This is a genomic window from Microbacterium sp. M (genome assembly GCF_045181065.1).
Lineage (GTDB): Bacteria > Actinomycetota > Actinomycetes > Actinomycetales > Microbacteriaceae > Microbacterium.
In genome coordinates this window covers 2,326,000-2,352,081 of sequence record NZ_CP173721.1, presented here as the reverse complement: position 1 = coordinate 2,352,081, position 26,082 = coordinate 2,326,000, and the positions used below count along the sequence as shown (strand labels likewise).

25 protein-coding genes are annotated in these 26,082 nt (G+C 67.5%); 24 read left to right on the top strand and 1 reads right to left on the bottom strand.

The genetic code is table 11. From position 1 onward, the window contains the following. Positions 1 to 44: 44 nt before the first annotated feature. Positions 45 to 404 (top strand): Rv2175c family DNA-binding protein, encoded by a 360-nt coding sequence (locus tag ACI7YT_RS11440; RefSeq protein ID WP_406245653.1) that lies wholly within the window; start codon positions 45 to 47, stop codon positions 402 to 404. 6 nt (positions 405 to 410) lie between these two features. Here the strand turns inward: ACI7YT_RS11440 and ACI7YT_RS11435 are convergent, their stop codons facing one another. Continuing rightward, a complete protein-coding gene (locus ACI7YT_RS11435) occupies positions 411 to 1,499 on the bottom strand; it encodes a polyprenyl synthetase family protein (protein ID WP_406245652.1) in 1,089 nt (362 codons plus the stop codon). Between the two features lie 104 nt (positions 1,500 to 1,603). Between ACI7YT_RS11435 and ACI7YT_RS11430 the strand changes: the two genes are divergently transcribed. The 23 genes from ACI7YT_RS11430 to dnaE all read left to right on the top strand — a co-directional run bounded on the left by ACI7YT_RS11430 (position 1,604) and on the right by dnaE (position 26,019). Further along, the gene (locus ACI7YT_RS11430) at positions 1,604 to 1,987 is read left to right on the top strand and encodes a DUF3040 domain-containing protein (protein ID WP_406245651.1); all 384 of its coding nucleotides are present in this window, start codon (positions 1,604 to 1,606) and stop codon (positions 1,985 to 1,987) included. Between the two features lie 281 nt (positions 1,988 to 2,268). After that, positions 2,269 to 2,700, top strand: a complete 432-nt coding sequence (gene mraZ, locus ACI7YT_RS11425; protein WP_376180293.1) for a division/cell wall cluster transcriptional repressor MraZ — start codon at positions 2,269 to 2,271, stop codon at positions 2,698 to 2,700. Positions 2,701 to 2,800: 100 nt separating this feature from the next. Further along, the gene (gene rsmH / locus ACI7YT_RS11420; protein WP_406245650.1) at positions 2,801 to 3,739 is read left to right on the top strand and encodes a 16S rRNA (cytosine(1402)-N(4))-methyltransferase RsmH; all 939 of its coding nucleotides are present in this window, start codon (positions 2,801 to 2,803) and stop codon (positions 3,737 to 3,739) included. Further along, entirely contained in the window at positions 3,736 to 4,335 is a 600-nt protein-coding gene (locus ACI7YT_RS11415; protein ID WP_406245649.1) for a hypothetical protein, read from the top strand. Before rsmH ends, ACI7YT_RS11415 begins: the two co-directional genes overlap by 4 nt. 13 nt (positions 4,336 to 4,348) lie before the next feature. Beyond that, a complete protein-coding gene (locus ACI7YT_RS11410; RefSeq protein ID WP_406245648.1) occupies positions 4,349 to 6,142 on the top strand; it encodes a peptidoglycan D,D-transpeptidase FtsI family protein in 1,794 nt (597 codons plus the stop codon). A 29-nt stretch (positions 6,143 to 6,171) separates the two neighbouring features. Continuing rightward, on the top strand, positions 6,172 to 7,587 hold the full coding sequence (murF, locus tag ACI7YT_RS11405) for a UDP-N-acetylmuramoyl-tripeptide--D-alanyl-D-alanine ligase (RefSeq protein WP_406245647.1): 1,416 nt from the start codon (positions 6,172 to 6,174) through the stop codon (positions 7,585 to 7,587). Next, on the top strand, positions 7,584 to 8,696 hold the full coding sequence (mraY, locus tag ACI7YT_RS11400) for a phospho-N-acetylmuramoyl-pentapeptide-transferase (protein ID WP_406245646.1): 1,113 nt from the start codon (positions 7,584 to 7,586) through the stop codon (positions 8,694 to 8,696). Before murF ends, mraY begins: the two co-directional genes overlap by 4 nt. Then, positions 8,689 to 10,224 carry a UDP-N-acetylmuramoyl-L-alanine--D-glutamate ligase gene (murD, locus tag ACI7YT_RS11395; protein ID WP_406245645.1) on the top strand — a complete coding sequence of 512 codons (1,536 nt, stop codon included), beginning with the start codon at positions 8,689 to 8,691 and terminating at the stop codon, positions 10,222 to 10,224. The genes mraY and murD overlap by 8 nt, the downstream gene beginning before the upstream one ends. Further along, entirely contained in the window at positions 10,193 to 11,392 is a 1,200-nt protein-coding gene (locus tag ACI7YT_RS11390; RefSeq protein ID WP_406245644.1) for an FtsW/RodA/SpoVE family cell cycle protein, read from the top strand. The genes murD and ACI7YT_RS11390 overlap by 32 nt, the downstream gene beginning before the upstream one ends. After that, positions 11,389 to 12,468 (top strand): UDP-N-acetylglucosamine--N-acetylmuramyl-(pentapeptide) pyrophosphoryl-undecaprenol N-acetylglucosamine transferase, encoded by a 1,080-nt coding sequence (locus ACI7YT_RS11385; RefSeq protein ID WP_406245643.1) that lies wholly within the window; start codon positions 11,389 to 11,391, stop codon positions 12,466 to 12,468. The genes ACI7YT_RS11390 and ACI7YT_RS11385 overlap by 4 nt, the downstream gene beginning before the upstream one ends. A 12-nt stretch (positions 12,469 to 12,480) precedes the next feature. Beyond that, positions 12,481 to 13,881 carry a UDP-N-acetylmuramate--L-alanine ligase gene (gene murC / locus ACI7YT_RS11380; RefSeq protein ID WP_406245642.1) on the top strand — a complete coding sequence of 467 codons (1,401 nt, stop codon included), beginning with the start codon at positions 12,481 to 12,483 and terminating at the stop codon, positions 13,879 to 13,881. A 3-nt stretch (positions 13,882 to 13,884) separates the two neighbouring features. Next, positions 13,885 to 14,820, top strand: coding sequence for an FtsQ-type POTRA domain-containing protein (locus ACI7YT_RS11375; protein ID WP_406245641.1), 936 nt, complete (start codon positions 13,885 to 13,887; stop codon positions 14,818 to 14,820). Between the two features lie 201 nt (positions 14,821 to 15,021). After that, on the top strand, positions 15,022 to 16,167 hold the full coding sequence (ftsZ, locus tag ACI7YT_RS11370) for a cell division protein FtsZ (RefSeq protein ID WP_406245640.1): 1,146 nt from the start codon (positions 15,022 to 15,024) through the stop codon (positions 16,165 to 16,167). 19 nt (positions 16,168 to 16,186) lie between these two features. After that, the gene (locus tag ACI7YT_RS11365) at positions 16,187 to 16,864 is read left to right on the top strand and encodes a YggS family pyridoxal phosphate-dependent enzyme (RefSeq protein WP_406245639.1); all 678 of its coding nucleotides are present in this window, start codon (positions 16,187 to 16,189) and stop codon (positions 16,862 to 16,864) included. Between the two features lie 40 nt (positions 16,865 to 16,904). Further along, positions 16,905 to 17,381, top strand: coding sequence for a cell division protein SepF (locus ACI7YT_RS11360; RefSeq protein WP_406245638.1), 477 nt, complete (start codon positions 16,905 to 16,907; stop codon positions 17,379 to 17,381). A 4-nt stretch (positions 17,382 to 17,385) separates the two neighbouring features. Continuing rightward, positions 17,386 to 17,697 carry a YggT family protein gene (locus tag ACI7YT_RS11355; protein WP_406245637.1) on the top strand — a complete coding sequence of 104 codons (312 nt, stop codon included), beginning with the start codon at positions 17,386 to 17,388 and terminating at the stop codon, positions 17,695 to 17,697. A gap of 126 nt (positions 17,698 to 17,823) precedes the next feature. Continuing rightward, positions 17,824 to 18,426: a DivIVA domain-containing protein gene (locus ACI7YT_RS11350; RefSeq protein WP_406245636.1), complete on the top strand. Its 603-nt coding sequence runs from the start codon at positions 17,824 to 17,826 to the stop codon at positions 18,424 to 18,426. 9 nt (positions 18,427 to 18,435) lie between these two features. Beyond that, positions 18,436 to 19,107: a signal peptidase II gene (lspA, locus tag ACI7YT_RS11345; protein ID WP_406245635.1), complete on the top strand. Its 672-nt coding sequence runs from the start codon at positions 18,436 to 18,438 to the stop codon at positions 19,105 to 19,107. Positions 19,108 to 19,109: 2 nt separating this feature from the next. Beyond that, positions 19,110 to 20,030: an RluA family pseudouridine synthase gene (locus tag ACI7YT_RS11340; protein ID WP_406245634.1), complete on the top strand. Its 921-nt coding sequence runs from the start codon at positions 19,110 to 19,112 to the stop codon at positions 20,028 to 20,030. 162 nt (positions 20,031 to 20,192) lie between these two features. Continuing rightward, positions 20,193 to 20,780 carry a GNAT family N-acetyltransferase gene (locus ACI7YT_RS11335; RefSeq protein WP_406245633.1) on the top strand — a complete coding sequence of 196 codons (588 nt, stop codon included), beginning with the start codon at positions 20,193 to 20,195 and terminating at the stop codon, positions 20,778 to 20,780. A 31-nt stretch (positions 20,781 to 20,811) separates the two neighbouring features. Then, complete coding sequence (locus tag ACI7YT_RS11330; RefSeq protein WP_406245632.1) at positions 20,812 to 21,417, top strand: RNA polymerase sigma factor; 606 nt, start codon at positions 20,812 to 20,814, stop codon at positions 21,415 to 21,417. Beyond that, positions 21,392 to 22,441: a hypothetical protein gene (locus ACI7YT_RS11325; protein ID WP_406245631.1), complete on the top strand. Its 1,050-nt coding sequence runs from the start codon at positions 21,392 to 21,394 to the stop codon at positions 22,439 to 22,441. Before ACI7YT_RS11330 ends, ACI7YT_RS11325 begins: the two co-directional genes overlap by 26 nt. A gap of 59 nt (positions 22,442 to 22,500) precedes the next feature. Then, entirely contained in the window at positions 22,501 to 26,019 is a 3,519-nt protein-coding gene (gene dnaE, locus ACI7YT_RS11320) for a DNA polymerase III subunit alpha (RefSeq protein ID WP_406245630.1), read from the top strand. Positions 26,020 to 26,082: the final 63 nt, after the last annotated feature.

Sequence of the window (26,082 nt, the reverse complement as noted above, 5' to 3'; positions counted from 1 at the left end):
GTGACTGGTGGGGCGACATGCGTCTGTCAGCCGGAGGTGAGATAGTGAACAACGTGTCTGAGACTGCCCCCGAATCGACCCCCACCGACTGGCTGACCCTGCCCGACCTCGTCGAGGTGCTCGACGAATCGCAGAGTCGCGTGCGTCGTCTCATCGACGATCACCACCTCATCGCCTCCCGACGCAGCGGCGTGCTGGCCGTGCCGGCGATCTTCATCGTCGATGGACATCCGCTCTCCTCTCTGCGCGGCACGATCATCGCTCTGCAGGATGCCGGGCTCACCGACGATGAGGCGATCGACTGGCTGCTCGCCGAAGACGACACGCTCGGACGCGCACCGATCGCGGCGCTGCTCGCCGGCCACAAGAGCGAGGTCCGCCGCGTCGCACGCACGCTGGCCTGACCCGCGTCAGGCCACGCGGGTCGTCGCCGCCCTGGCGAGTTCGCGCAGCTCGCCGACTGCGGCGTTGTCCAGCCGCGCTCCGATGAGCGAGCGGTCGGCCGTGCGCGCGTAGTCGCCGATCAGCGTCTCCACGCGATCCAGTGCGCCGCTGTCGCGCACGGTCGCCTGCAGTGCTGCGATCTGCGCATCGTCCAGCAGGTCGTCGCCCAGCATCTCGTCGAGCAGCACGCGCGCTGACGGAGCCAGGCGCTCGCGCGTGAACGCGATGAGCACGGTGCGCTTGCCTTCGCGCAGGTCGTCTCCGCTGGGCTTGCCTGTGAGAGCGGCGTCGCCGAACACGCCGAGCACGTCGTCGCGCAACTGGAACGCCATGCCCAGCGGCATCCCGAAGCTCTCGAGCGCGTCGAGCTGTTCGGCATCCGCGCCGGCGAGCAGCGCGCCCAGCCGGAGTGGCTGCACGACGCTGTATCTGGCGGACTTGAAAGAGATCACCCTGAGCGCGCGCTCGGCGTGCTCGTCCAGAGGGCTGACGCTCCACGCCGATTCCTCGGCGATGTCGAGGAACTGGCCGGTCGTGACATCGCGCCGCATGCGGGCGTACTCCGCGCGAACGGCCGGTGCGTTCGGGAGGCCCTGGAGAGCGTCCTCGAGCAGATCGTCGCTCCATGCGACCAGCAGGTCGCCGAGCAGTACGGCACCGGATCGTCCGAAGGCGGCGGCGTCACCGCTCCATCCGGCCGTTCGATGCTCGGCCTCGAGTGCGCGGTGTGCTGCGGGCCTGCCGCGCCGGGTGTCGGAGTTGTCGATGAGGTCGTCGTGGACGAGGGCTGCGGCCTGGAACACTTCGAGAGAAGCGCACAGGCGCCACAGTGCATCGGGTTCGACGGACATGCGGTCACCTGCTCGTGCCACCGCACTCCACCCGGCGTGGCAGAACCGTGCTCTCAGGCGTTTTCCGCCCGACAGCGTCGCGGCCGCCGACTCGACGAACCGCCGGCCGTCGGGTCCGTAATCGGCGGCTTCTGCGCGCATGCGGTCGAGGAACTGCTCGAGTGCGCGCGCGATGGAGTCGGGGATGGAGGCGGGGGAGGGCACGCCCCCAGCCTACGGCGATCGGATGCGACACCTCTCAGCCGATCTCTAGCCTCGGAGCCCGGTGCACAGGTAGACTGGAAGACACGAAACCCGAGGGGGACGGAATGCCACTGTCCGAACAGGAGCAGCGTCTGCTCGACGAGATGGAACGCCATCTCCTCCAGAACGACGCGGATGTTGTCAGCGCGCCCTCGGGCGACCGCGTGCTGAGCTATCGGAACCTCGTCTACGGCGCGGTACTGCTGCTGGTGGGCATCGGCGCTCTCGTCGTCGGTGTGGCACTGGCCAATGATCTCGGCGCCTTCGCCATCGCCATCGGCGTGGTCGGCTTCCTCGCCATGCTCGGCGGTGTCATGCTCGCCGTGACACCCGTGCGACGCACGACCGGCTCGGTGCCGAAGGCGCCCCGCGAGAAGGGCCCTGCCTCCTCGGCAGGCTTCATGGATCGCATGAACGATCGATGGGACCGCCGCCAAGAGGGGCGCTGACCCCACTTCTCTCCACTTCGAGAACCCGGATGCTCTGAGCATCCGGGTTCTTTGCGTTTCCGGGTGTTGATGCTCCTTTCGGCTCCACCTGTCCTCCACTCGCGCTCCACTTCACTCCACTCGCCGTGACCCGCGTCTTTCTGCGGGTTTCAGTGGCATGGGCGACGGGGTATGGCCGCGCTGTGCCATCATCGGTGGGATTGGTCGTAGGAATGTGGAGCAAAGTGGAGTAAAGTGGGGCATACCTCGAGTTGGCCGGACGAAGAGGGGGGTGAAGGCCGATGTTGCTGGGGACGCACTCACCGAAGCTCGACGACAAGGGCCGAGTCATCCTGCCCGCCAAGTTCCGCGAGGATCTCGCCGGCGGCATCGTCGTCACGCGCGGACAGGAGCGCTGCCTCTACGTCTTCAGCACGGCGGAGTTCGAAGAGCTGCACGAGCGGATCCGGCAAGCGCCGCTCAGCAACAAGCAGGCCCGTGACTTCCTGCGCATGTTCCTCTCCGGAGCGAGCGCGGAGATGCCCGACAGCCAGAACCGCATCACCATCCCGGCGCACCTGCGCCAGTACGCAGGGCTCGAGAAGGAGCTCGTCGTGACAGGAGTCGGCGCACACGCCGAGATCTGGGATGCCGCGGCCTGGAACACCTACCTCGAAAGCAACGAGGAAACGTACGCAGAACTGGAACAGGAGGTGATTCCGGGATTGTTCTGACCTCGACTGTGATGCCCCGCCGCTCCCGCCCCGACACACTTCCCCGGTGCCGGGTCGCGAAGCGGAGGGGGATCAGAGTCGAAGGTCTCCCGAAGACATCATGAGCATCCGAGACATCCACACCCCGGTCCTCCTGGAGCGCTGCATCGAACTGCTCGCTCCGGCGCTGCAGCACGACGGCGCCGTCCTCGTCGATGCCACGCTCGGCATGGGCGGCCACGCCGAGGCGTTCCTCGAGCGCTTCGAGAACATCCGCCTGGTCGGACTCGACCGCGACACCGATGCTCTGCGGATCGCTTCCGAGCGTCTGGCGCGCTTCGGCGGACGCGCCTCGTTCGTCCATTCGGTGTACGACGAGATCGGGCTGCACGCGCAGGGCGCCGACGGCATCCTCTTCGACCTCGGAGTCTCCTCCCTGCAACTGGACGAGGCGGAGCGCGGCTTCGCGTACTCCAAGGACGCTCCGCTGGACATGCGGATGGATCAGACCAAGGGCACGACGGCAGCCGACGTGCTCGCGACCTACAGCGAGGGCAACCTCCGCCGCATCTTCGAACGCTACGGCGAGGAGAAGCTGGCCGGACGATACGCGCGCTTCATCGTCCAGGCTCGTCAGGAGACGCCGCTGGAGCGGTCGGGGCAGCTCGTCGAGCTCCTCATCGCCGCCACGCCGGCCGCTGCGCAGCGCGCCGGACATCCTGCCAAGCGCGTCTTCCAGGCGCTGCGGATCGAGGTCAACTCCGAACTGAGCGTCCTCGCGGACGCCATCCCGTCCGCGATGGATGCCCTGAACATCGGCGGACGCATCGTCGTCATGTCGTATCAGTCGTTGGAGGACCGCCTGATAAAGCAGGCGTTCGCCGCGGCATCCGCGTCGACGGCCCCGGCGGGGCTGCCGGTCGAGCTCCCGGAGCACGCCCCCCGCTTCCGGATGCTGACCAAGGGCGCCGAACTCGCCGGCGACGACGAGCGCGCGCGCAACCCGCGTGCGATACCGGTGCGGCTGCGTGCCGCCGAGAAGCTGAGGGAGCGGTCATGAGTGCCGAAGCAACCGCCCGCTTGCGGCCGACCCCGCAGGCTCCGGTCCGTGAAGAACGCGGACGTCGCCTTCGGCCCGTCGAGCAGACGGCACCGAGGCGCCGTCCGAAGCTCGCGTACGCCCTCGTCGCATTGACCGGTGCCCTGGTGATCGGCGCCGCCCAGATGGGGCTGACGCTCGCGACAACGCACGACTCGTTCGTCGTCGCAGACCTGAAGAGCCAGCAGCGTTCGCTCGGTCTCGAGGCTCAGGCGCTCGAGGAGCAGCTCGCCGGAACGAACTCCCCGCAGTCGCTCGCCAGCAAGGCGAGCGAGCTGGGCATGGTCGTCGCAGGGACCGCTTCGTATCTGCGGCTCAGCGACGGCGCCGTGGTCGGCGCCGGAATCGGAGCGGAAGGCGTCTCGACGGTGAATCCGAACGGATCGGGCGCCGTCGCGAACTCGCTGCTCGACGACCGGGCCGCCGCAGCTGCCGCAGCGACCGCGGCGGAAGAACAGCCCGTGCAGGCCGCCACCGCAGACGACGCCGTGGCACCCCCGGAATCCGACACGCCGCCCGCCCTGACCGATGGGCTGCCGACACCGAGCACACACTGAGACCGGAGACATGATGACGACACGCGCAACACGTGGTCCCCGGCGGCGTACCGTCGTCGCACTGGCGGTCGTCTTCGCGGTTCTCGCAGCGTTCGTGGTCCGCCTGGTCGACATCCAGGTGGTCTCGGCCGACGACCACGTGTCCGATTCGCTCGAGGTCGGAAACCTCGGCACCACGACCGCCATCGCCGGCAATCGAGGCAGCATCGTCGACGCCGATGGCACGGTGCTCGCAGCGAGCACGCTGGTCTACGACGTGCAGCTCTCGCCGTCGCTCATCGCCGTCGTCGACGAGAACGAGAAGAGCCCGCCCCCGTACCTGTGGGCGGAGGCGTCGGACAAGATCGCAGCGGTGATCGGCACGACCGGTGAGCAGCTGCGCGCCGATGTCGCGGCGAACCTCGAGGAGAATCCGGAATCGCAGTACCTCTTCCTCAAGAGCGGCCTCAACACCGAGCAGTATCTGCAGTTGAAGGAACTGAAGGACGAGGGGCTGGCCTATCTCGCGATGAAGTCGCGCAGCGTTCGCGTCTACCCGAACGGCGCTGTGGCCGGCACGATGGTCGGCTTCCTCAACGGCGCGGGAGAGGGGCAGTACGGCGTGGAGCGGATGATGGGCGAGTGCCTGGCGCCCACCGACGGCTCCCAGACGTACCGCACGGGCAAGGACGGCGTCGTCATCCCCGGCAGCGAGACCACGACGGATGCCGTCGACGGCGGCACCGTGCAGCTGACGCTCAACAGCGACCTGAACTGGTACCTCCAGCAGATGGTCGCAGAGGAGGCGCAGCGTCAGGGCGCAGCGAGCGCGACGGTGACGGTGGTCGAGGTCAAGACCGGCAAGATCCGGGCCGCGGCCGAATGGCCGTCGGTCGACCCGAACAATGTCGACGGCACGCCCAGCGGCTACTGGACCTCCCAGATCTTCTCCAAGACGTTCGAACCGGGCTCCACGTTCAAGGCCGTGACGGCGGCGACGATCATCGATCAGGGCGTCGCGGACTGGTCGACGGGCGTGACGGCCGAGAGTCGCGAGTTCTTCCCCAACGGGGCCGAGATCAACGATCCTTTCTCGCACCCGCAGTACAACTACACGCTCGCGGGCGCCCTGATCGATTCGTCCAACGTCGCGCTGTCGAAGTACGGCGAGATGGTCGCCCCTGAGGTCCGTCACGACTACCTGGCCAAATTCGGGGTGGGTCAGAAGACGCCGATCGGCCTGTACGGCGAAGAGCCCGGCACGCTGCACCCGGCGAGCGAATGGGACAACCAGTCGCTGTACACGACGACCTTCGGCCAGCACTTCACGATCACCGCTGCGCAGCTCGCGAGCGCCTACCAGACCTTCGCGAACGACGGTGAGCGCATCGACCTCTCCTTGATCGAGTCCTGTACCCAGGCCGACGGCACCGTGGTCGAAGCCGACGCGCCGGAGCACGAGCAGGTCATCAGCGAGAACACCGCGGCACAGGTGCAGCGCATGCTCGAGAACGTCGCGGTGCAGGGCGGGCTGTCCGAGCGCATCGAGGTCCCCGGCTACCGGATTGCGACCAAGACCGGCACCGCGCAGACGCCGGATGGGCACGGCGGATACAAGTCCGGAATCTTCGATGTGAGCATCGTGGGGTACGCACCGGCCGAAGACCCTGAGTACGTCGTCGTGGTCACGATGGACGAGCCGACTAAGCTGAGGACGTCTGCTGCCACCGCCACAGCCTTCCAGAAGGCGATGACGCAGGTGCTCAAGACCTACCGGGTGAAGCCGTCCACGGAACCGATGGACGAGCTGCTCCCCAAGTTCAAGTAAGCCGGCTCACCGCCGCGCGTGGAGAAGTCATGATCGCCCTGTCGCTCGCTGAGATCGCCGCTGTCCTGAAGGGGGAGCTGCGCCTGTTCGGCGACCACACCGGTGACTCCGTCGTGGACGGCGTCGTGGACACCGACTCCCGCCAGATGGGGCCGGGCGCGATCTTCGTCGCCAAGCCGGGTGCCACGACCGACGGGCATGCCTTCGTCGCTCAGGCCGCTGCTCAGGGTGCCGTGCTGGCGATCGTCGAGCGTCCCGTCGATGCTCCGATCAGCCAGATCGTGGTGCCCGATGCTGTGGGCGCGCTGGCCGATCTGGCCCGCGAGGTCGTGGCGCGCGTGCGCGCGCTCGGTCGCCTGCAGATCGTCGGAATCACCGGATCCAACGGCAAGACCACGACCAAGAACATGCTCGCCCGAATCCTCGAATCCGACGGCGAGACCGTCGCGCCGATCAACTCGTACAACAACGAGGTCGGCGCCCCCGTCACGATGCTCCGCGTCACCGCGGACACCCGCTTCCTCGTCAGCGAGTTCGGCGCCAGCGCACCGGGCCGCATCGCGCACCTCGCAGGTCTCGTCGAGCCGGACCTGTCCATCGTGCTGATGGTCGGCATGGCGCACGCCGGCGGCTTCGGCGGCATCGAGGAGACGGCCAAGGCCAAGGCGGAGCTGATCGCGGCCACGCGGCCGGGCGGCACCAGCATCCTGAACATCGACGACCCCCGGGTCGCAGCCATGCGCCCGGCGGCCGAAGGCCGCGGGATCACGGTCATCGGCTTCGGACAGGCACCGAGCGCCGACGTGCGCGCGAAGGACGTCGAGGTCTCGGCATCCGGAACGCGCTGCGTCGTCGAGGTCGACGGCGAGCCGGCCCACCCGCTCGCGCTTCAGGTCCTCGGTGCGCACCACGTCTCCAACGCCCTCGCCGCGATCGCCGCGGCCAGGGCACTGGGCGTCCCCACGGCGACAGCGATCGAGCGGCTGCAGACCCTCGAGGTCGCGGAGCGCTGGCGCATGCAGCCCATGGGCAACGACGACGTCCGCATCATCAACGATGCGTACAACGCCAGCCCCGACTCGATGGCCGCGGCTCTGCGCACGCTCGCGCAGATCACCGGCCCCGACGAGCGCACCGTCGCCGTCCTCGGCGCCATGACCGAACTGGGCGAGGATGCGGGGGAGGAGCACGATCGGATCGGGCTGCTCGCCGTGCGCCTGAACATCCAGCGCATCGTCGTGGTGGGTCCGGAGGCGCGGCGTCTCTACATCTCCGCCATCGGCGAGGGCTCCTGGGACAGCGAGGCGGTTCATCTGCCCGACCAGGACGCCGCATACGAATATCTGAAGAACGAGTTGCGCACGGGGGACCGCGTGCTCGTGAAGTCATCCAATTCCGTGGGGCTCCGGCACCTCGGTGATCGTCTGGGAGAATTGTTCTCGTGAGGTCCCTGCTTATGGCGGCGGCGATATCGCTCGCCTTCACACTCTTTCTGACTCCGGTCTTCCTGCGGCTGTTCCGCAAGTGGGGCTGGGGGCAGGTGATCCGCACCCCCGACGCGATCGAGAACCCGAGTCACGAGGCCAAGCGCGGCACGCCGACCATGGGCGGCGTGATCTTCATCGTCGGCACGATCGTCGGCTACTTCACCGGCATCTACGCCGGTGGCAGCGAACCGACCATCTCCGCGATGCTCGTGCTCTGGCTCATGGCCGGATTCGGCGCGGTCGGGTTCGTCGACGACTTCATGAAGGTGCGCTCCCAGCGCAGCCTCGGGCTTTCGGGCTGGCGCAAGATCGTCGGCCAGCTGATCGTCATGATCCCGTTCGGCATCTTCGCGCTGCACTTCCCGAACGACTTCGGCAACACTCCGGCGAGCTACTACGTCTCGCTGTTCCGCGACATCCCGTGGCTGAACCTCATGGCCGGCGGCCTGATCCTCGGCTGGGCGCTGTACCTGATCTGGATCTCCGTGATCGGCGTCGCGACCTCCAACAGCGTCAACCTCACGGACGGGCTCGATGGCCTCGCGGCCGGAGCCGGTGTGTTCGTCGTCGGCGCCTACAGCCTCATCGCCTTCTGGCAGTTCAAGCAGGTCTGCGGGGAGGGCGTCGATCCGTCCGTGCTCTCCGCATGCTACGAAGTGCGCGATCCGTTCAGCCTGGCGATCGTCGGCGCCTCGTTCGCGGCAGGCCTCATCGGATTCCTCTGGTGGAATGCGCCGAAGGCCAAGGTGTTCATGGGCGACGTCGGATCGATGGCCATCGGCGGCGTCATCACGGCCATGGCGATCCTCAGCCGCACCGAACTGCTGCTGTTCGTGATCGCCGGCGTCTTCGTGCTGTCCTCCGGCTCCGTGATCCTGCAGCGCGCCTACTTCAAGATCACACGAGGCAAGCGCCTCTTCCTGATGAGCCCCTTCCACCACCATCTCGAGATGCGCGGCTGGCCCGAAGTCACGATCGTCGTGCGCCTGTGGATCATCGCGGGGCTCCTCGCGGTCTCGGCCGTCGGACTGTTCTACGTCGAGTGGTTGAGCCAGGTCAATGGCTGACGCCCGACTGGATGCCCTGACCAGCTGGCATGCCGACTGGACGGGCCTGCGCGTCGCCGTTCTCGGTCTGTCGGTCACCGGATTCTCGGTCGCAGATACTCTCACCGAACTCGACGCCGAGGTCCTCGTGCTCTCCGAGAGCGCGAGTGAGGAGTACGAGCGTCTGGTGCCGGTGATCGGCGCGGCGCTCGAGATCGGCTCCTTGTCCGAGGTTCCGGACGCCCTGCGCGCCTTCGACCCCGAGGTCGTCATCGCCTCGCCCGGGTTCTCCCCGTCGCATCCCGTGATCCGCTGGACGCTGGAGGCAGGCATCGCCCTCTGGGGCGATGTCGAACTCGCCTGGCGCGTGCGCGACAAGATCGTTCGCCCGGACGGCACCCCGGCCGACTGGGTGCTCATCACGGGCACGAACGGCAAGACGACGACGACGCAACTGACGGCGACGCTTCTCGTCGAGGGCGGCCTCCGTGCGGCGCCGTGCGGCAACATCGGCATCCCCGTCCTGGACGCGGTGCGCGACCCGGCCGGCTTCGACGTCCTCGTCGTCGAGCTCTCCAGCCATCAGCTCTGGTACCTGGGGCAGAGCTCCCCGGTCGCGGAGCTGTCTCCCTACTCCGCGGTCTGTCTGAACCTCGCCGACGATCATCTCGTCTGGCACGGCAGTGCTCAGGCATACCGGGATGCCAAGGCGATCGTCTATCGCAACACCCGCGTCGCGTGCGTGTACAACAAGGCGGATGCCGCGACCCGCGTGATGGTCGAAGAGGCGGATGTCGTCGATGGTGCGCGAGCGATCGGATTCGATCTCGGCATGCCCGGTCCCAGCGATTTCGGCATCGTGGAGGGGATCCTCGCGGACCGCGCGTTCCTCGATGACCGTGCGAACAGCGCTCTGGAACTGACGACGCTGGAGGACCTCGAGCAGGCGGGGCTCGCCGCCCCGCACATCGTGCAGAACATCCTCGCCGCGAGTGCGCTGGCGCGATCGCTCGGCGTGGAACCCGAGGCGATCGGGCGTGCGCTGAACGCATTCCGGATGGACGCGCACCGCATCCAGGTCGTCGCGCAGCACCGCGGCATCACCTGGGTCGACGATTCCAAGGCCACCAACCCGCACGCGGCGGCCTCGTCGCTGCGCGCGTACCCCGGCGCCGTCTGGGTGCTGGGCGGCGATCTGAAGGGCGTGGACATCTCAGAGCTCATCGCGGACGTCGGCCCGACGGCCGGTGCCGCCGTGGTGATCGGCGTCGATCGGGGCGAGGTCGTGGCGGCATTCGCACGACACGCGCCGGCGGTGCCGGTGTTCGAGGTCGTCACTGACGACACTGGAGAGGTCATGAACCGCGTCGTGGAGATCGCGACCGGGATCGTCGATGGGGAGGGTACGGTCCTGCTGGCCCCCGCAGCGGCATCCTTCGACCAGTTCTCCAGTTATGCGGATCGCGGCCACCGTTTCGCCGAAGCGGTGCAGGCATGGATAGACCGGGGGAGTGCCGATGACGCAGGTGGCTCGCCCGAAGCGCACTGAGTCCGGCTCAGGTCTCGCCGCTCGCGTCTCCCTCGGACGGCTGCTCACTCCGCCGTCCACGGAGTTCGTGCTCATCACCTCGGCGGCGCTGCTGCTGACGGTCTTCGGGCTCGTGATGGTCGTCTCCGCGACCGCCGCTGTCGAGAGCGGCACCATGAGCACCGCCATCAAGCAGGGGCTGTTCGCGCTCGTCGGCATTCCGCTGATGTTCGTCGTCAGCCGGATGCCGATCGACTGGCTGAAGAAGCTCGCGTGGCCCGCACTGATCCTGGCGACGCTGATGCAGCTGCTGGTGTTCACCCCTCTGGGCGTCGGCTCGGGCGGAAACCGCAACTGGATCGACATCGCGGGGTTCACCCTGCAGCCGTCCGAGTTCCTCAAACTCGCTCTCGCGCTGTGGATCGCGTACGTGCTGCTGCGCAAGCAGACCAGGCTCGCGGTCTGGCATCACGTGTTCATCCCGGTGGTCCCGGTTTCCGTGCTGGTGATCGGCTCCGTCATGGCCGGCGAAGACCTGGGCACGGCGATGGTCCTCGTGCTCGTGCTGCTCGCGTGCCTGTTCTTCTCCGGTGTCAAGCTGCGGCTGTTCATCCTGCCGCTGCTGGGCGGCGCCGGTGCGGTGCTGTTCTACGCGCTCTCCAGCGACAACCGCATGCGCCGCATCACGGCGCTGTGCGCGAACGTCGACCCTGCGGTGGACCGCCAGACGTATGACGGCATCTGTTACCAGGCCATCCACGGATTCTGGGGCATGGCGACGGGCGGAATCTTCGGCCTCGGGCTCGGCAACTCGCAGGAGAAGTACGGCTGGCTGCCGGCCGCGGCGAACGACTACATCTTCGCCGTCGTCGGCGAGGAACTCGGCCTCATCGGGTGCCTCGTCGTCATGGCGCTGTTCACCGTTTTCGCGATCGGCGCCTTCCACATCATCCGCAAGACGGACGACCCGTTCATCCGGGTCGCAGCCGGTGGGATCACGGTATGGATCATCGGTCAGGCGCTCATCAACATCGGCGTCGTGATCGGCGTCTTCCCCGTCATGGGCGTGCCGCTGCCGTTCATGTCCCAGGGCGGTACGGCGCTGCTGTCGGTGCTGCTCGCGTGCGGCGTCCTGCTGGCCTTCGCGCGCACGATCCCCGCAGACGGACGGGGTAAGGTCACCAGGTGACCACGTACCTGCTCGCCGGCGGAGGAACCGCCGGACATGTCAACCCCCTGCTCGCCGTGGCCGATGGGCTCCGCCTGAGGGACGCCGAATCCGATCTCCTGGTGCTCGGCACCGCCGAAGGACTCGAGGCGCGTCTGGTGCCTGAGCGCGGATACGAACTCCTCATCGTCGACAAAGTGCCCTTTCCGCGGCGACCGAACAAGCAGGCCGCCGCCTTCCCCGCGAGGTTCCGCAGGGCCGTCCGCCAGGTGCGCGAGCACATCCGCACGCACGGCGTCGATGTCGTGATCGGCTTCGGCGGCTATGCGGCCGCGCCCGCCTACGTCGCCGCGCGTCGTGAGCGCGTGCCCTATGTCGTGCACGAGGCCAACGCGAAGCCGGGTCTCGCGAACAAGCTGGGTGCGCGTCGCGCGGCATCCGTCGGCGTCGCCTTCGACGGAACGCCCATGCGCGGCGCCGAGGTCGTCGGCATGCCGCTGCGTCGTGAGGTCATCGAGCTCGACCGGCAGGCAGCGCGCGCCGAGGCCGCCGAGGCCTTCGGGCTGGATGCCGACCGTCCCGTGCTGCTCGTGTTCGGCGGCTCGCTCGGCGCGCAGCGCCTGAACGACGCGTTCGCCGACTCCTGGCAGGACGTGCTGGATGCCGGATGGCAGCTGCTGCACGTGACGGGGGAGCGCAGCGACCTCGCCGATCCCGGCGCCGCCGGGTACACGATGCGCCGCTACATCGATCGGATGGACCTCGCATTCGCGCTGGCCGATCTGATCGTTTCGCGCTCCGGAGCGGCCACCGTCAGCGAGATCAGCGCCCTCGGCATCCCGGCGCTGTACGTGCCGTATTCCGTGGGGAACGGCGAGCAGCGGCTGAACGCGGCATCCGCCGTCGCCGCCGGTGCTGCCGTCCTGCTCGACGACCCCACGTTCTCCGGCGACACCGTGCGCTCGACGGTCGTGCCGCTGCTCGGGGATCCGGATCGCATCGCGGCCATGGCGGCCGCCGCCGAGCGCGTCGGAACGCGCGCCGGCACGGAGAACGTCATCGCGTTGGTCGACCGCGCTCTCACGGCGCCGAACTAAACTGAGAACGACATGATCAGACCTGACCTCACCCTCCCGATCCCGGAGTCCATCACGGCCGCGCACTTCATCGGCATCGGTGGCTCGGGTATGAGCGGACTCGCGAAGATGTTCCTCGACGCCGGCATCCGGGTGTCCGGTTCCGACCGCGCGGACAGTGCCGCTCTGCGCGCCCTGGCGGATGCCGGGGCCACCGTGTACGTCGGTCACGACGCCGCTCAGCTCGGCGACGCGGACACCGTGATCCACACCGGAGCGATCTGGCCCGAGAACCCGGAGTTCGTCACCGCCAAGCAGCGCGGCCTGCATGTGATCCACCGGTCGCAGGCGCTGCATTGGCTGATCGGCTCGCGGCGCCTCGTCTCGGTCGCCGGCGCCCATGGCAAGACGACGTCGACGGGCATGATCATCACCGCCCTGCGCGAGCTCGGCGCCGACCCGAGCTTCGTGAACGGCGGAGTCATCGAGCAGCTCGGCACCTCCAGCGCCACGGGCTCCGATGAACTGTTCGTGATCGAGGCCGACGAGTCGGACGGGACGTTCCTGCTGTACGGCACGGCGGTGGCGCTCATCACGAACGTCGACCCGGACCACCTCGACTTCTACGGCTCCGACGAGGCGTTCCACGACGCGTTCGTGCGATTCGCGGATGCCGCGACGGAAGCCGTCGTGATCTCCAGTGACGACCCTGGCGCGCTGCGCGTCTCGGCCGGCATGTCGCACCGCAACGTGATCACCTTCGGCCTCGCCGAGGACGCCGATCTCCGGATCACCGACATCGACACGACCGGCCCCGTGTCGGCGACTCTCACGCGCGGCGGCGAGACGGTACGGCTCACGCTCGCGGTCCCCGGCGCGCACAATGCGATCAACGCCGCCGGTGCCGTCGCGGTGCTGCAGGCGCTCGGCTACTCGCTCTCCGACGCCGCTCGGGCGCTGGAGGGCTTCGCCGGCACGGTGCGGCGCTTCGAGCTCCACGGCACCGAGCGCGGCGTCAGCGTGTACGACGACTACGCCCACCACCCGGCCGAGGTGCAGGTCGCGCTGGCGACCGCCCGCAGCGTCGTCGGCGGCGGTCGGGTCATCGCCATACAGCAGCCGCACACGTACTCGCGCACGCAGCACATGTTCCGCGAATTCGCCGAGGTGCTCGAGCAGGGAGCGGACCACACCGTCATGCTCGACGTCTACGGTGCGCGCGAGGATCCGGTGCCCGGTGTCACGGGCGAACTGGTCAGCGGAGCGTTCGCCGACCAGGGCAACGTGCACTACGTCGCCGATTGGCAGGAGGCCGCGGACTACACCGCGAGCATCGCGCGCGAGGGAGACTACGTCCTGACGCTCGGCTGCGGCAACGTGTATCAGATCATCCCGCAGGTGCTCGACTCTCTCCGACGGACGTCAGAGGACTGACGCATGCGCCGGCCAGCGCCCCTCCCGGTCACCCCGGACGAGCAGCCGTCCGACGAGCAGCCGGCCCGCCGAGGCCGCCGCTCGCGCGACGAGTCGCCCGATGCCGTCGTCACGCCGCTCGCGGCATCCGACGCCCACGGCCGCATAGGCGCCGCGGATTCGGGCGCGCTCGACGCGGAGGAGCCCCCGCTCACCCAACGCGACGTCTGGCGCGCCGCTCGCGCGCGGCGCAAGGCGCTCAAGAGCGAGATCCGCAGATTCACGCAGCGCTCGCGTCGCCGCAGGATGATCTGGTTGGGCACGTTCGGAGCTCTCTTCCTGCTGATCGGCGGGACCGCGCTGGCGGCGTACAGCCCGCTGTTCGCGGTCGAGAAGGTCACCGTGATCGGGGCGACGACGCTGGATCCGGCGCAGGTCGAGGCCGCGCTGGCGGATCAGGTCGGCACCCCGCTCGCGATGGTGGACGCGGGCGATGTCAAGGAGGCGCTCATCGCGTTTCCCCTGATCGAGACCTACGCGCTCGAAGCCAAGCCGCCGCACGGGCTCACCGTGCGGATTGTGGAGCGCACGCCGGTCGGCGTCCTCGTATCGGATGTCGGCTACACCCTCGTGGACGCCGCAGGTGTCGCCCTCGCGACCACGGATGCACAGCCGGCCGGACAGCCGCTGCTGGAGATCGAGGGCGGAACGGAATCGGCTGCCTTCGAATCCGCCGGACTCGTCGTGCGATCGCTCCCCGCGGATCTGCGCGCGCAGCTCACCCGTGTCGAGGCGTCATCCACGGACGACGTCACGCTCATACTGGGCGACAAGACCGTCGTGTGGGGGAGTTCGGAAGAGTCTGCTGAAAAGGCCTTCGTGCTGACCCGACTCGTGGCGGCGAACCCCGACGCGGAGACTTTCGATGTCTCCACGCCGGACGTCGGCATCGCCGGCTGACCCGGCCCGCCGCATCGGCGGGGGACTCTGCAGGGATGCGATTGCGAGACACGCGCGTGTCGTTGCGCGCGCACGCCGGAAGGGCGCATACCTTCGATCAAGAGAACGCAATACCGGGAAATACTTTACACCTCTAGTTGAGGTTTAAGGTTCACACACTCGCAGAACAGATTTTCAGGCTCGACATATCGGAGGCCGGCCATGAGCCAGAACCAGAACTACCTCGCCGTGATCAAGGTCGTCGGCGTCGGCGGTGGCGGTGTCAACGCCGTCAACCGCATGATCGAACTCGGCCTGCGCGGTGTCGAGTTCATCGCCGTCAACACGGATGCACAGGCGCTGCTGATGAGCGACGCCGACGTCAAGCTCGACGTGGGGCGCGAGCTCACCCGCGGTCTCGGCGCCGGAGCTGACCCCGAGGTCGGCCGCCGTGCGGCCGAGGACCACGCCGAAGAGATCGAGCAGGCGCTCACCGGCGCCGACATGGTCTTCGTCACCGCTGGCGAGGGCGGCGGAACCGGCACCGGCGGCGCGCCCGTCGTCGCCAGGATCGCGAAGTCGATCGGCGCCCTGACCATCGGTGTCGTCACGAAGCCGTTCTCGTTCGAAGGCCGCCGCCGTCAGAGCCAGGCGGAGGCGGGCGTCACCAAGCTGAAGGAAGAGGTCGACACCCTCATCGTGGTGCCGAACGACCGCCTCCTGGAGATCAGCGACCGCGGCATCTCGATGATCGAGGCCTTCGCCACGGCTGACCAGGTGCTCCTCGCGGGTGTGCAGGGCATCACGGACCTCATCACGACGCCGGGTCTCATCAACCTCGACTTCGCCGACGTCAAGTCGGTCATGCAGGGTGCAGGGTCCGCGCTCATGGGCATCGGTTCGGCCCGTGGCGCCGACCGCGCGATCAAGGCCGCCGAACTCGCGGTGGAGTCGCCGCTGCTGGAGGCATCCATCGAGGGCGCGCACGGCGTGCTGCTCTCGATCCAGGGCGGCTCCAACCTCGGCATCTTCGAGATCCACGATGCGGCGGACCTGGTCAAGGAAGCGGCTCACCCCGAGGCCAACATCATCTTCGGTACCGTCATCGACGACACGCTCGGCGACGAGGTGCGGGTGACCGTGATCGCGGCCGGGTTCGACAGCGGCGAGCCGTCGCTGCGACTGGACCCCACGTTCCTCTCGCGCCCCGAGCCGCTCCCCGAGCAGACCGTGGCCGAGGAGAAGAGCATCGAGGTGCCGGTGGTCGAGGAGAAGCGCGAGCCCGTCGCTCCGATCTCGGCGACCAGCAGCTACGAGCCCGCCTTCGCGGACGACAGCGACCTCGACATCCCCGAATTCCTCAAGTGAACTCCGAGGCATCCGTACGATGACGCTGGCGGCACGGTTGTCGGCGATCGATGAGCAGATCGCCGACGCCGCGCGTCTGGCCGGACGGGATGCCGGTGAGCTCACGCGCATCGTCGTGACGAAGTTCCACCCGGCATCCCTGGTGGCAGACCTCGCGGCGCTCGGCGTGACCGACGTCGGGGAGAACCGCCAGCAGGAGCTCACGGCGAAGCGGGGCGAGCTCGAGGGTGTTCCCGTGCGCTGGCACTTCATCGGCCAGGCGCAGACGAACAAGGCCGCAGCCATCCGCCGCAGCTCCGACGCGGTGCACTCGGTCGACCGGGACCGTCTGGCCGACGCGCTGCATCGGGCGGCGGATTCCGACGCCGTGCTCGACGTCCTCGTGCAGATCAATCTCACCCAGGATGCCGGCCGCGGCGGCGTCCCGCCAGAGGGGGCTGTCGGCCTCGCCGATCACATCGCCGGACTGCCGTCCCTGCGACTGCGCGGCGTCATGGCCGTCGCGCCGCTGGAGGAGGAGCCCGCGTCGGCCTTCGCCCGGCTGCGGTCGGTTGCGGATGCCGTGCGAGCGCAGCATCCGGATGCGTCCTGGATCTCGGCCGGTATGACCGCCGATTTCGCCCAGGCGATCGAAGCCGGCGCGACACACCTGCGGATCGGCTCCGCAATCACCGGTCCTCGCCCTGTGCGGGGATAACCTCGAACCAGACCAGCCCCGATAGTTTCCGGAGGACACGATGGGAAACCCGCTGAAGAAGACCATGGTGTATCTCGGCCTCGCCGATGAGGAAGAGGTCTACGAGGAGCAGCCGTCTCAGGCCCCTGCTCGTGCACACCGCGAGCGCGACCGTGAGGTCGAGGAGCAGGCACCCGCACCGGTGACCCCGCTGCGTCGTCCGGTGGCCGTGCGTCAGCCGGCTGCAGGCGCGGTGAACGAGATCCTCACCGTGCACCCCAAGCAGTACCGTGACGCGCAGTTGATCGCGGAGAGCTTCCGCGAAGGCATTCCCGTGATCATCAACCTGTCGCAGATGTCGGATGCCGAGGCCCGTCGCCTCATCGACTTCGCGAGCGGTCTCTCCCTCGGCCTCTACGGCCGGATCGAGCGGGTCACCTCCAAGGTGTTCCTGCTTTCGCCGGAGAACATCGCGGTGTCGGGCCATGGGGGCATCGCACACGCGGACGTCGAGTCCGCGGCTTTCGACCACGCATAGCCCCGTGGGTTCGCTGGTCTCAGTCATCGCAGGCATCGTTCACCTGGTGCTGCTGATCTACATCTTCGTGCTCTTCGCACGGCTGATCCTCGACTACATCCCGCTTTTCAACCGGGAATGGCGTCCGAAGGGCTTCGGCCTGGTCGTCGCCGAGGCGGTCTACACCGTCACGGATCCGCCGATCCGTTTCTTCCGCCGGATCATCCCGCCGTTGCGGATCGGTGGCCTGTCGCTGGACTTCGGGTTCGCGCTGACGATGTTCGTCGTGCTGATCCTGATGGCCATCGTGCGCGCCATCGGCGGCGCCGCGAGCTGAGCGCAGGTGCCCCGGACTGAGCGTCCGCCGTCGCGGCGATCAGATCCGGGGACTATGCTTGGCTCCCAGGTGCGCCCCCAGGGTCCGCGCCCAGATCCACAAACTCATCGAAAGAGGAGCCTACCCATGGCACTGACCCCGGATGACGTCGTCACCAAGCAGTTTCAGCACGTCCGCTTCAAGGACGGCTTCGACCCCGACGAGGTGGATGACTTCCTCGACGAGATCGTCGTCGAGTGGCGCAAGGCCCTCGAGGAGAACGCAGAGCTGAAGGCCAAGCTCGCCGCCTACGAGTCCGGCGAGAAGAAGGCCCCCGAGGCCGCCGTCGTCTCCGAGGTTCCGGCTCCTGTCGCCGCAGCACCGGCGCCGGTCGAGGCGCCTGCCGCCGCTGCCCCTGTCGCGACGACGACGACTGCCGGCATCATCGAGCTGGCCCAGCGCCTGCACGACGAGCACGTCGCCGAGGGTGAGACCAAGCGCGCTCAGCTCATCGCAGAGGCCGAGACCGAGGTCGAGAAGATCCGCAGCGAGGCCGCGGCCAAGCAGCGTGAGGAATCCGCTCGTCTCGAGCGCGAGCGCAACACGCTCGAGGCTCGCATCACCGAACTGCGCACGTTCGAGCGCGATTACCGTGCTCAGTTGCGCGGGTACATCGAGGGCCAGCTGCGCGACCTCGATGAGAAGTCGGCGTCGACGGACTCGACGCCGGTCTCCGCCATCGGTCTCTAAGGCATCCTCTTGTCAGGACGTCGTCCCCTTCGTCGGTCGGCGGCCGGCGCGATCGTCGCGATTCTCGCGATCATCGTGCTGGCCGCCGATCAGTTCGTGAAGTACCTCACGGTCCAGAATCTGCCCTATGGGGAGCCGGTTCCGGTGTGGGGGGAGTTCCTTCAGCTGCTCTACGTGCGCAACCCCGGTGCGGCGTTCTCGATCGGCTCGGATCACACCTGGATCTTCACGATCGCTCTGACCGTGGTCGGTGCGGTGATCATCTGGAAGGCGTTCGGCGTGCATTCGCGTCTGTGGGCCGTCGTCCTCGGGTGCCTGCTCGGCGGCGTGCTCGGAAACCTGGGCGACAGGTTCTTCCGCGAGCCGGGCTTCGCCAGGGGCGAGGTCGTCGACATGATCTCGATGCCCTGGATGATGCCCGCGATCTTCAACGTCGCCGACATCTTCATCGTCACCGGAATGATCTCGGTGGCGCTGCTCGTCGTGTTCGGGCTGCGTTTCGACGGCACCCGCGAGCGCGACCACATCGAGGCCGAGAAGCAGGCGGCTGCGGAGTTCGAGCTGTCGACGGATGCCGAAGCGATCGACACCGAGACTGGTGGTGTCGATCCGACCGCCGAACCCGCGTCGACTCACGACGACGAGGCGCCCCGTCCGGCATCCTCCGGCGCGGCATCCTGATCGTGGAGACCAGGCACCTGCCGATCCCGGACGGACTCGACGGAACGAGAGTCGACGCCGCGCTGGCGAAGATGCTCGGCTTCTCCCGGACGTTCGCGGCGGAGGTCGCCGAAGCAGGCGGCGTCAGCGTCGACGGCGTGACACTGGGCAAATCCGACAGGCTGCGCGCCGGTGGATGGCTGAGCGTCCAGTGGCGTCCGAAGGAGGAGCCTCGCATCATCCCGGTCGATGTCCCCGACCTCGGCATCATCCACGACGACGACGACATCGTCGTCGTCGACAAGCCGACCGGCGTCGCGGCGCACCCTTCGTTGGGATGGGACGGGCCGACGGTCCTCGGAGCGCTGGCGGGCGCAGGGTTCCGCATCGCGACGAGCGGTGCCGCCGAGCGCGCAGGAATCGTGCACCGTCTGGACGTGGGAACGAGCGGGCTCATGGTCGTCGCCAAGACCGAGCACGCGTACACGCTGCTCAAGCGCGCCTTCAAGGAGCGCACGGTCGAGAAGATCTACCACGCCGTCGTGCAGGGGCATCCTGATCCGCTGGTGGGGACGATCGAGGCACCGATCGGACGTCATCCGAACCACTCCTGGAAGTTCGCCGTCACACCGGACGGCAAGGACTCAGTGACGCACTACGAGACGCTCGAGGCGTTCCCCGGTGCATCACTCCTGGAGATCCACCTCGAGACGGGGCGGACTCACCAGATCCGTGTGCACATGGCTGCGCACCGGCATCCCTGCGTCGGCGATCCCCTCTACGGAGCCGACCCGACGACGGCCGCGCGGCTGTGCTTGACGAGACAGTGGTTGCACGCCCACAGGCTGGCGTTCGCGCACCCCGGAACGGGGGACTGGGTCGAGTTCGAGTCGCCGTATCCGGCGGACCTGGCCGGGGCGCTGGAGATGCTGCGCGGCGACTGACGCCGCGGTCCCGCGGCATCCGAGATCAGGCGCTTCTGCGGAGATCCGGTTGGATGCGCCGATTTCTCCTGATCCGGGGCGAACGTCCTGATCGGGTTTCCTGATCCCGGGCTCGATGCAACATAGAGACCGGATGTCGGCGGCATCCGGCACACTGTGGGCATGAGCATCGACGTGCGCCCCGCGACCGTCTTCGATGACGTCGTCACGCTGGTGGGGCCGAAGAAGCCGACATCGAACGTGTGCTTCTGCCTGAGCTACCGGATCGGCAACAAGGAGAATGTCGCGCTGAAGGGCGAGGCGCGGGCGAAACGTGTACGGGAGCTGTGCGAGTACGACCCGCCGCCCGGCGTGATCGCGTACCTCGACGGCGAGCCCGTCGGGTGGGCTGCACTGCATCCTCGGCGGGACACGAGCTTCGCGCGCAACCGACTGATCCCACATGTGGACGAAATCGACGTCTGGTCGCTGTGGTGCTTCCGTGTGCGACCCGGGTACCGCAAGCAGGGTGTCTCGCACGCGCTGATCGAGGGTGCCGTCGCATATGCGCGCGAGCGCGGTGCGCCGGCGATCGAGGGATATCCCGTCGACAATGACGGGGCGAAGGTGAATCTCACGATGGCGTACGTGGGAACGCGGGCGCTCTTCGAGAGCGCCGGGTTCGAGATGGCGGCGGAGACGGGCTCCGTGCTCGACGGCTTCCCGCGGGTGCTGATGCGGCTGGATCTGACCGATTCGAAGAATTCGTGAACCGAATCGCCATGGGCGAGCAATACCCAGTGTGAGCACAGACAGCGAGATCATCCAGCGGTCGCTCGACGAACCAGGAGTCTTCTCCGAGATCTTCGAGCGGCACGTCCGACCCGTCGGCGGTTACATCCGGCGACGGATCGGGGCGGATGCCGTCGACGATGTCCTGAGCGAGACTTTCCTCGTCGCGTTCAAGCGCCGGGCAGCGTTCGATTCGGCGTGGGAGTCGGCGAGGCCGTGGCTGCTGGGGATCGCGACCCGCGTGGTGAAGAGTCACCGTACGGCCGAGGCCAGGCAATGGCGTTCGTTCGAGGCGTCGGCCGGTGCGGATGCCGTGGCCGCAGAACTGCCGCACGCGGCATCCGATGCCCGGATGGATGCGAATGCCGCGCTGACAGCGCTGGCGCCGCGGATAGCTGCTCTGTCGGCGAAGGACCGCGACACGCTGCTGCTTTACGCCTGGGCGGATCTGACCTACGAGCAGATCGCCGAGGCGCTGCGCGTGCCGGTGGGGACTGTACGGTCCCGGTTGAACCGCGTCCGTCGCAAGCTCGCACCGCCAGGTTCGCATTCCGCGACCCGGCTGACCTGGATGGTGAAGGAGGAGACCGATGCTGCTTTCGGAACGAATTCGTGAGATCGGGGCCGACGAGGCCCGAATCACCGAGGAGAACGTCCGTGTGGCTCGCCAGGCGCTCGCACGTGAAGTTGCGCGCAGCGCGCGGCCGGAGCGTGCGCGGCGGCGACGGCGCGCATGGGCGGGAATCGGCATCGGAGGACTGGTCGCCGGTACCGCGGTGACCGCGATCGTCGTCGGGTCGGTGTTGGCGCCGGTCGAGGCACCGACTGCATCCGCGGCCGAGGTGTTGAACCAGGCGGCTGAGGCGACTCTGACCGCCGCCGTTCTGGATCCCCGGCCCGGGCAGTACATCCGGATCCAGGAGGTGTCGACGCAGCGACTCGGCTGGCGGGTGGATGAGTCGAGCCCCGACGGAGGGTACTGGGACAGCAACGACTCGGTGACCACGGCCGTGGTTCGTCAGGCGCGATCGATGTACGTCCCGGCGGATCGCTCGGGGGACTGGGTGCAGGACTACGGCGAATCCACGGAGCTTCTGGAGATCGATGGGCCTGACGCGGCCGTGGCCGAGGATGGGCTCGATCAGCTCGAGTTCCAAGTTCGGGTGGAGGTCTACCCCGGGGGGATGTACAGCGTGACCGGCGTCGGAGCGGAGGGCGTCGAATCGGAGGACGTCCACACGTTCTCACGCAACCCGCTGGCGTGCTACTACGACGAGATGCCGCGTGACCCGGGGGCGCTCGTCGACTGGCTCGAGGACTCGTCCTACGAGTACCTGTCGGACTGCCCGCCGCCGAGGCTCGGCGACCCCATCGGATTCAACCTCGCTCCGGCCGACCTCCGCGCGGTGATGTTCCAAGCGCTGGCACTCGTGCCCGGGGCCCACGTCGAGCGCGTCGAGGGCGACATCACCACGATCGCCTTCCCCGAAGGGGGCGAGAGCGACTGGATGGAGACCGTCGACGTCGACACCTCGAAGGGATTGATCGTCGGCCACGGCAATCTCGACGATGACCGCTGGTCCAGCCGGATTCACGTGACTGTCGTCGACGAGATCCCGGCCTCCGTTCCCATCCCGTAGACCGTCATTCGGCCCCGGCATCGGATCCCGATGTCGGGGTCAGCTCGTAGACTCGAACCATGGCATCCGACTCCTTCGTGCACCTTCACGTCCACAGCGAGTACTCGATGCTGGATGGTGCTGCGAAGATCGGCGCGATGACCCAGGCTGCCGCGGATTACGGCATGCCGGCCATCGCCGTCACCGACCACGGCAACACCTTCGCGGCGTTCGAGTTCTACCGCGCGGCCCAGAATGCCGGCGTCAAACCGATCATCGGTCTCGAGGCCTATGTCACGCCGGGTACGCATCGCAGTGACAAGTCGCGCGTCCAGTGGGGATCCCCGGACCAGAAGAGCGACGACGTCTCCGGCTCCGGCGCGTACACCCACATGACGATGTGGAGCCAGAGCACCGAGGGCATGCACAATCTGTTCCGGTTGAGCTCCCGATCGAGCATGGAGGGCTACTACTTCAAGCCCCGCATGGACCGCGAACTGCTGCAGACCTACGGCAAGGGACTGATCGCGACGACAGGCTGTCCGTCGGGCGAGATCCAGACGCGTCTGCGCCTCGGCCAGTATGACGCGGCACGCGCCGCCGCAGCCGAATTCCAGGACATCTTCGGCAAGGAGAACTACTTCGCCGAGATCATGGATCACGGCCTCTCGATCGAGCGTCGTGTCATGACCGACCTGCTGCGCCTGTCGAAGGATCTCGGCATCCCGCTGGTGGCGACGAACGACTCGCACTACACGCACCAGCACGAGGCCGACGCGCACGCGGCGCTGCTGTGCGTCCAGTCGGGCTCGACGCTCGATGACCCGAACCGGTTCAAGTTCGACGGCGACGGCTACTACATCAAGACCGCAGCCGAGATGCGCCAGCTGTTCCGCGATCACCCCGAGGCGTGCGACAACACGCTGCTGATCGCCGAGCGCTGCGAAGTCGAGTTCAACACCTCGGCGAACTACATGCCGCGCTTCCCGGTCCCGGACGGCGAGACGGAGGACAGCTGGCTCATCAAGGAGGTCGAGAACGGGCTGCACTACCGCTACCCGAACGGCATCCCCGACAAGGTGCGCAAACAGGCCGAGTACGAGACCGGCATCATCCTGCAGATGGGATTCCCCGGCTACTTCCTCGTCGTCGCCGACTTCATCAACTGGGCCAAGGACAACGGCATCCGCGTCGGGCCGGGACGTGGTTCCGGTGCGGGGTCCATGGTCGCGTACGCGATGAAGATCACCGATCTCGATCCGCTCGAGCACGGCCTGATCTTCGAGCGCTTCCTGAACCCCGACCGTGTCTCGATGCCCGACTTCGACGTCGACTTCGATGACCGTCGCCGCGGCGAGGTCATCGAGTACGTGACCGAGAAGTACGGTTCGGAGCGCGTCGCCCAGATCGTCACGTACGGCACCATCAAGTCCAAGCAGGCCCTCAAGGATGCCGGACGCGTGCTGGGTTTCCCGTTCAGCATGGGCGAGCGCCTCACGAAGGCCATGCCGCCTCCCGTGATGGGCAAGGACATGCCCCTGGACGGCATGTTCGACTCCGCGCACCCTCGCTACAAGGAAGCCAGCGAATTCCGCGCGCTCATCGAGACCGACCCCGAGGCGAAGACCGTCTTCGACCGCGCACTCGGCCTCGAGGGTCTGAAGCGCCAGTGGGGCGTGCACGCAGCCGGCGTCATCATGTCGTCCGAGCCGCTGCTCGACATCATCCCGATCATGCGCCGCGAGCAGGACGGGCAGATCGTCACGCAGTTCGACTATCCGTCGTGCGAGACGCTCGGCCTCATCAAGATGGACTTCCTGGGGCTTCGCAACCTCACGATCATCTCGGATGCGTTGGACAACATCCGCCTCAACAGGGGAGAGGAACTCGACCTCGAGCACCTCGCCCTCGAAGACCGCGGGGTGTACGACCTGCTCGGCAAGGGCGATACGCTCGGCGTGTTCCAGCTCGACAGCCCGCCGCTGCGCTCACTCATGCGTCTGATGAAACCCGACAACTTCGGTGACATCTCGGCCCTCATCGCGTTGTACCGACCAGGTCCGATGGGTGCGAACTCGCACACGAACTATGCCCTGCGCAAGAACGGCCAGCAGCCGATCACGCCGATCCACCCCGAGCTCGAGGAGCCGCTCGCCGAGATCCTGCAGGAGTCGTACGGCCTGATCATCTATCAGGAGCAGGTCATGGCCATCGCACAGAAGGTCGCCGGCTTCAGCCTCGGCCAGGCGGACATCCTCCGCCGCGCGATGGGCAAGAAGAAGAAGTCCGAACTGGACAAGCAGTACGAGGGCTTCTCCGGCGGCATGAAGGAGCGCGGCTTCGGCGAGGCTGCGATCAAGGCGCTGTGGGACATCCTGCTCCCGTTCTCGGATTACGCGTTCAACAAAGCCCACTCCGCGGCCTACGGACTCGTGTCGTACTGGACCGCATATCTCAAGGCGCACTATCCCGCCGAGTACATGGCGGCGCTGCTGACGAGCGTCGGCGACTCCAAGGACAAGATGGCGCTGTACCTGAACGAGTGCCGCCGCATGGGCATCCGTGTGCTGCCGCCGGATGTGGGGGAGTCGATCAACTTCTTCGCCGCCGTCGGCGAGGACATCCGCTTCGGCCTCGGGGCTGTGCGCAACGTCGGCAGCAACGTCGTCGACGGCATCGTCCAGGCGCGCAAGAAGGAGACCTTCTCCACCTTCCACGACTTCCTGCACAAGGTCCCTCTGCACGTCGCCAACAAGCGGACCGTCGAGTCGCTCATCAAAGCCGGTGCGTTCGACTCGATGGGTGACAGCCGTCGCGCGCTGATGGAGATCCACGAGGATGCCGTCGAGGCCGCCGTGGATCGCAAGCGCAACGAGGCCCAAGGGGCCATCGGATTCGACTTCGACAGCCTCTACGACGACATGGAGGAGGCGGCGCCGGCCAAGGTTCCCGAGCGCCCGGAGTGGACCAAGAAGGACAAGCTGGCCTTCGAGCGCGAGATGCTGGGGCTGTACGTGTCCGATCACCCGCTCGCCGGACTCGAAGTCCCCCTGGCCAAGCACGCGTCCATCTCGATCCACAATCTGCTCGCGTCGGAGGACCTGCAGGATGGCGACCAGGTGACCGTCGCGGGGCTCGTCACCAGCGTGCAGCACCGCGTCGCCAAGGCCAGCGGCAATCCGTACGGCATGATCACGGTCGAGGACTTCAACGGCGAGGTCACCGTGATGTTCATGGGCAAGACCTACACGGAATTCCAGCACGTGCTTCAGCAGGATGCGATCCTCGCCGTGCGCGGCCGCGTCTCCCGCCGCGACGACGGACTCAACCTGCATGCGCAGTCCGCGTTCGCCCCGGACGTCGGCTCGTTCGATGCGGCTGGTCCACTCTCACTCGTGGTGGCGGAGCAGCGCGCCACCGAGCGCGTCATGAACGACCTCGCCGACGTGCTCCGTCGTCACAACGGGGACACCGAAGTGCTGCTCCGGGTGCATCGCGGACGGACGGCCAAGGTCTTCGAAGTTCCCATGCCGGTGACGGTGTCCGCCGACCTGTTCGGAGATCTGAAGTCGCTGCTCGGCCCGGCGTGCATCGGGTGACGGCTTCATGAGAAAGTCATGACGGTTGTGCTTTCGATAAGGGGTGCCCGAGCCCTCACAGGT

Excerpts from the sequence above, each read along its gene's own strand:
- ACI7YT_RS11430 (WP_406245651.1), top strand. The coding sequence starts at position 1,604 with ATGCCACTGTCCGAACAGGAGCAGCGTCTGCTCGACGAGATGGAACGC.
- mraZ (WP_376180293.1), top strand. The coding sequence starts at position 2,269 with ATGTTGCTGGGGACGCACTCACCGAAGCTCGACGACAAGGGCCGAGTC.
- rsmH (WP_406245650.1), top strand. The coding sequence starts at position 2,801 with ATGAGCATCCGAGACATCCACACCCCGGTCCTCCTGGAGCGCTGCATC.
- ACI7YT_RS11415 (WP_406245649.1), top strand. The coding sequence starts at position 3,736 with ATGAGTGCCGAAGCAACCGCCCGCTTGCGGCCGACCCCGCAGGCTCCG.
- ACI7YT_RS11410 (WP_406245648.1), top strand. The coding sequence starts at position 4,349 with ATGACGACACGCGCAACACGTGGTCCCCGGCGGCGTACCGTCGTCGCA.
- murF (WP_406245647.1), top strand. The coding sequence starts at position 6,172 with ATGATCGCCCTGTCGCTCGCTGAGATCGCCGCTGTCCTGAAGGGGGAG.
- murD (WP_406245645.1), top strand. The coding sequence starts at position 8,689 with ATGGCTGACGCCCGACTGGATGCCCTGACCAGCTGGCATGCCGACTGG.
- ACI7YT_RS11390 (WP_406245644.1), top strand. The coding sequence starts at position 10,193 with ATGACGCAGGTGGCTCGCCCGAAGCGCACTGAGTCCGGCTCAGGTCTC.
- murC (WP_406245642.1), top strand. The coding sequence starts at position 12,481 with ATGATCAGACCTGACCTCACCCTCCCGATCCCGGAGTCCATCACGGCC.
- ACI7YT_RS11375 (WP_406245641.1), top strand. The coding sequence starts at position 13,885 with ATGCGCCGGCCAGCGCCCCTCCCGGTCACCCCGGACGAGCAGCCGTCC.
- ftsZ (WP_406245640.1), top strand. The coding sequence starts at position 15,022 with ATGAGCCAGAACCAGAACTACCTCGCCGTGATCAAGGTCGTCGGCGTC.
- ACI7YT_RS11365 (WP_406245639.1), top strand. The coding sequence starts at position 16,187 with ATGACGCTGGCGGCACGGTTGTCGGCGATCGATGAGCAGATCGCCGAC.
- ACI7YT_RS11360 (WP_406245638.1), top strand. The coding sequence starts at position 16,905 with ATGGGAAACCCGCTGAAGAAGACCATGGTGTATCTCGGCCTCGCCGAT.
- ACI7YT_RS11350 (WP_406245636.1), top strand. The coding sequence starts at position 17,824 with ATGGCACTGACCCCGGATGACGTCGTCACCAAGCAGTTTCAGCACGTC.
- ACI7YT_RS11335 (WP_406245633.1), top strand. The coding sequence starts at position 20,193 with ATGAGCATCGACGTGCGCCCCGCGACCGTCTTCGATGACGTCGTCACG.
- ACI7YT_RS11325 (WP_406245631.1), top strand. The coding sequence starts at position 21,392 with ATGCTGCTTTCGGAACGAATTCGTGAGATCGGGGCCGACGAGGCCCGA.
- dnaE (WP_406245630.1), top strand. The coding sequence starts at position 22,501 with ATGGCATCCGACTCCTTCGTGCACCTTCACGTCCACAGCGAGTACTCG.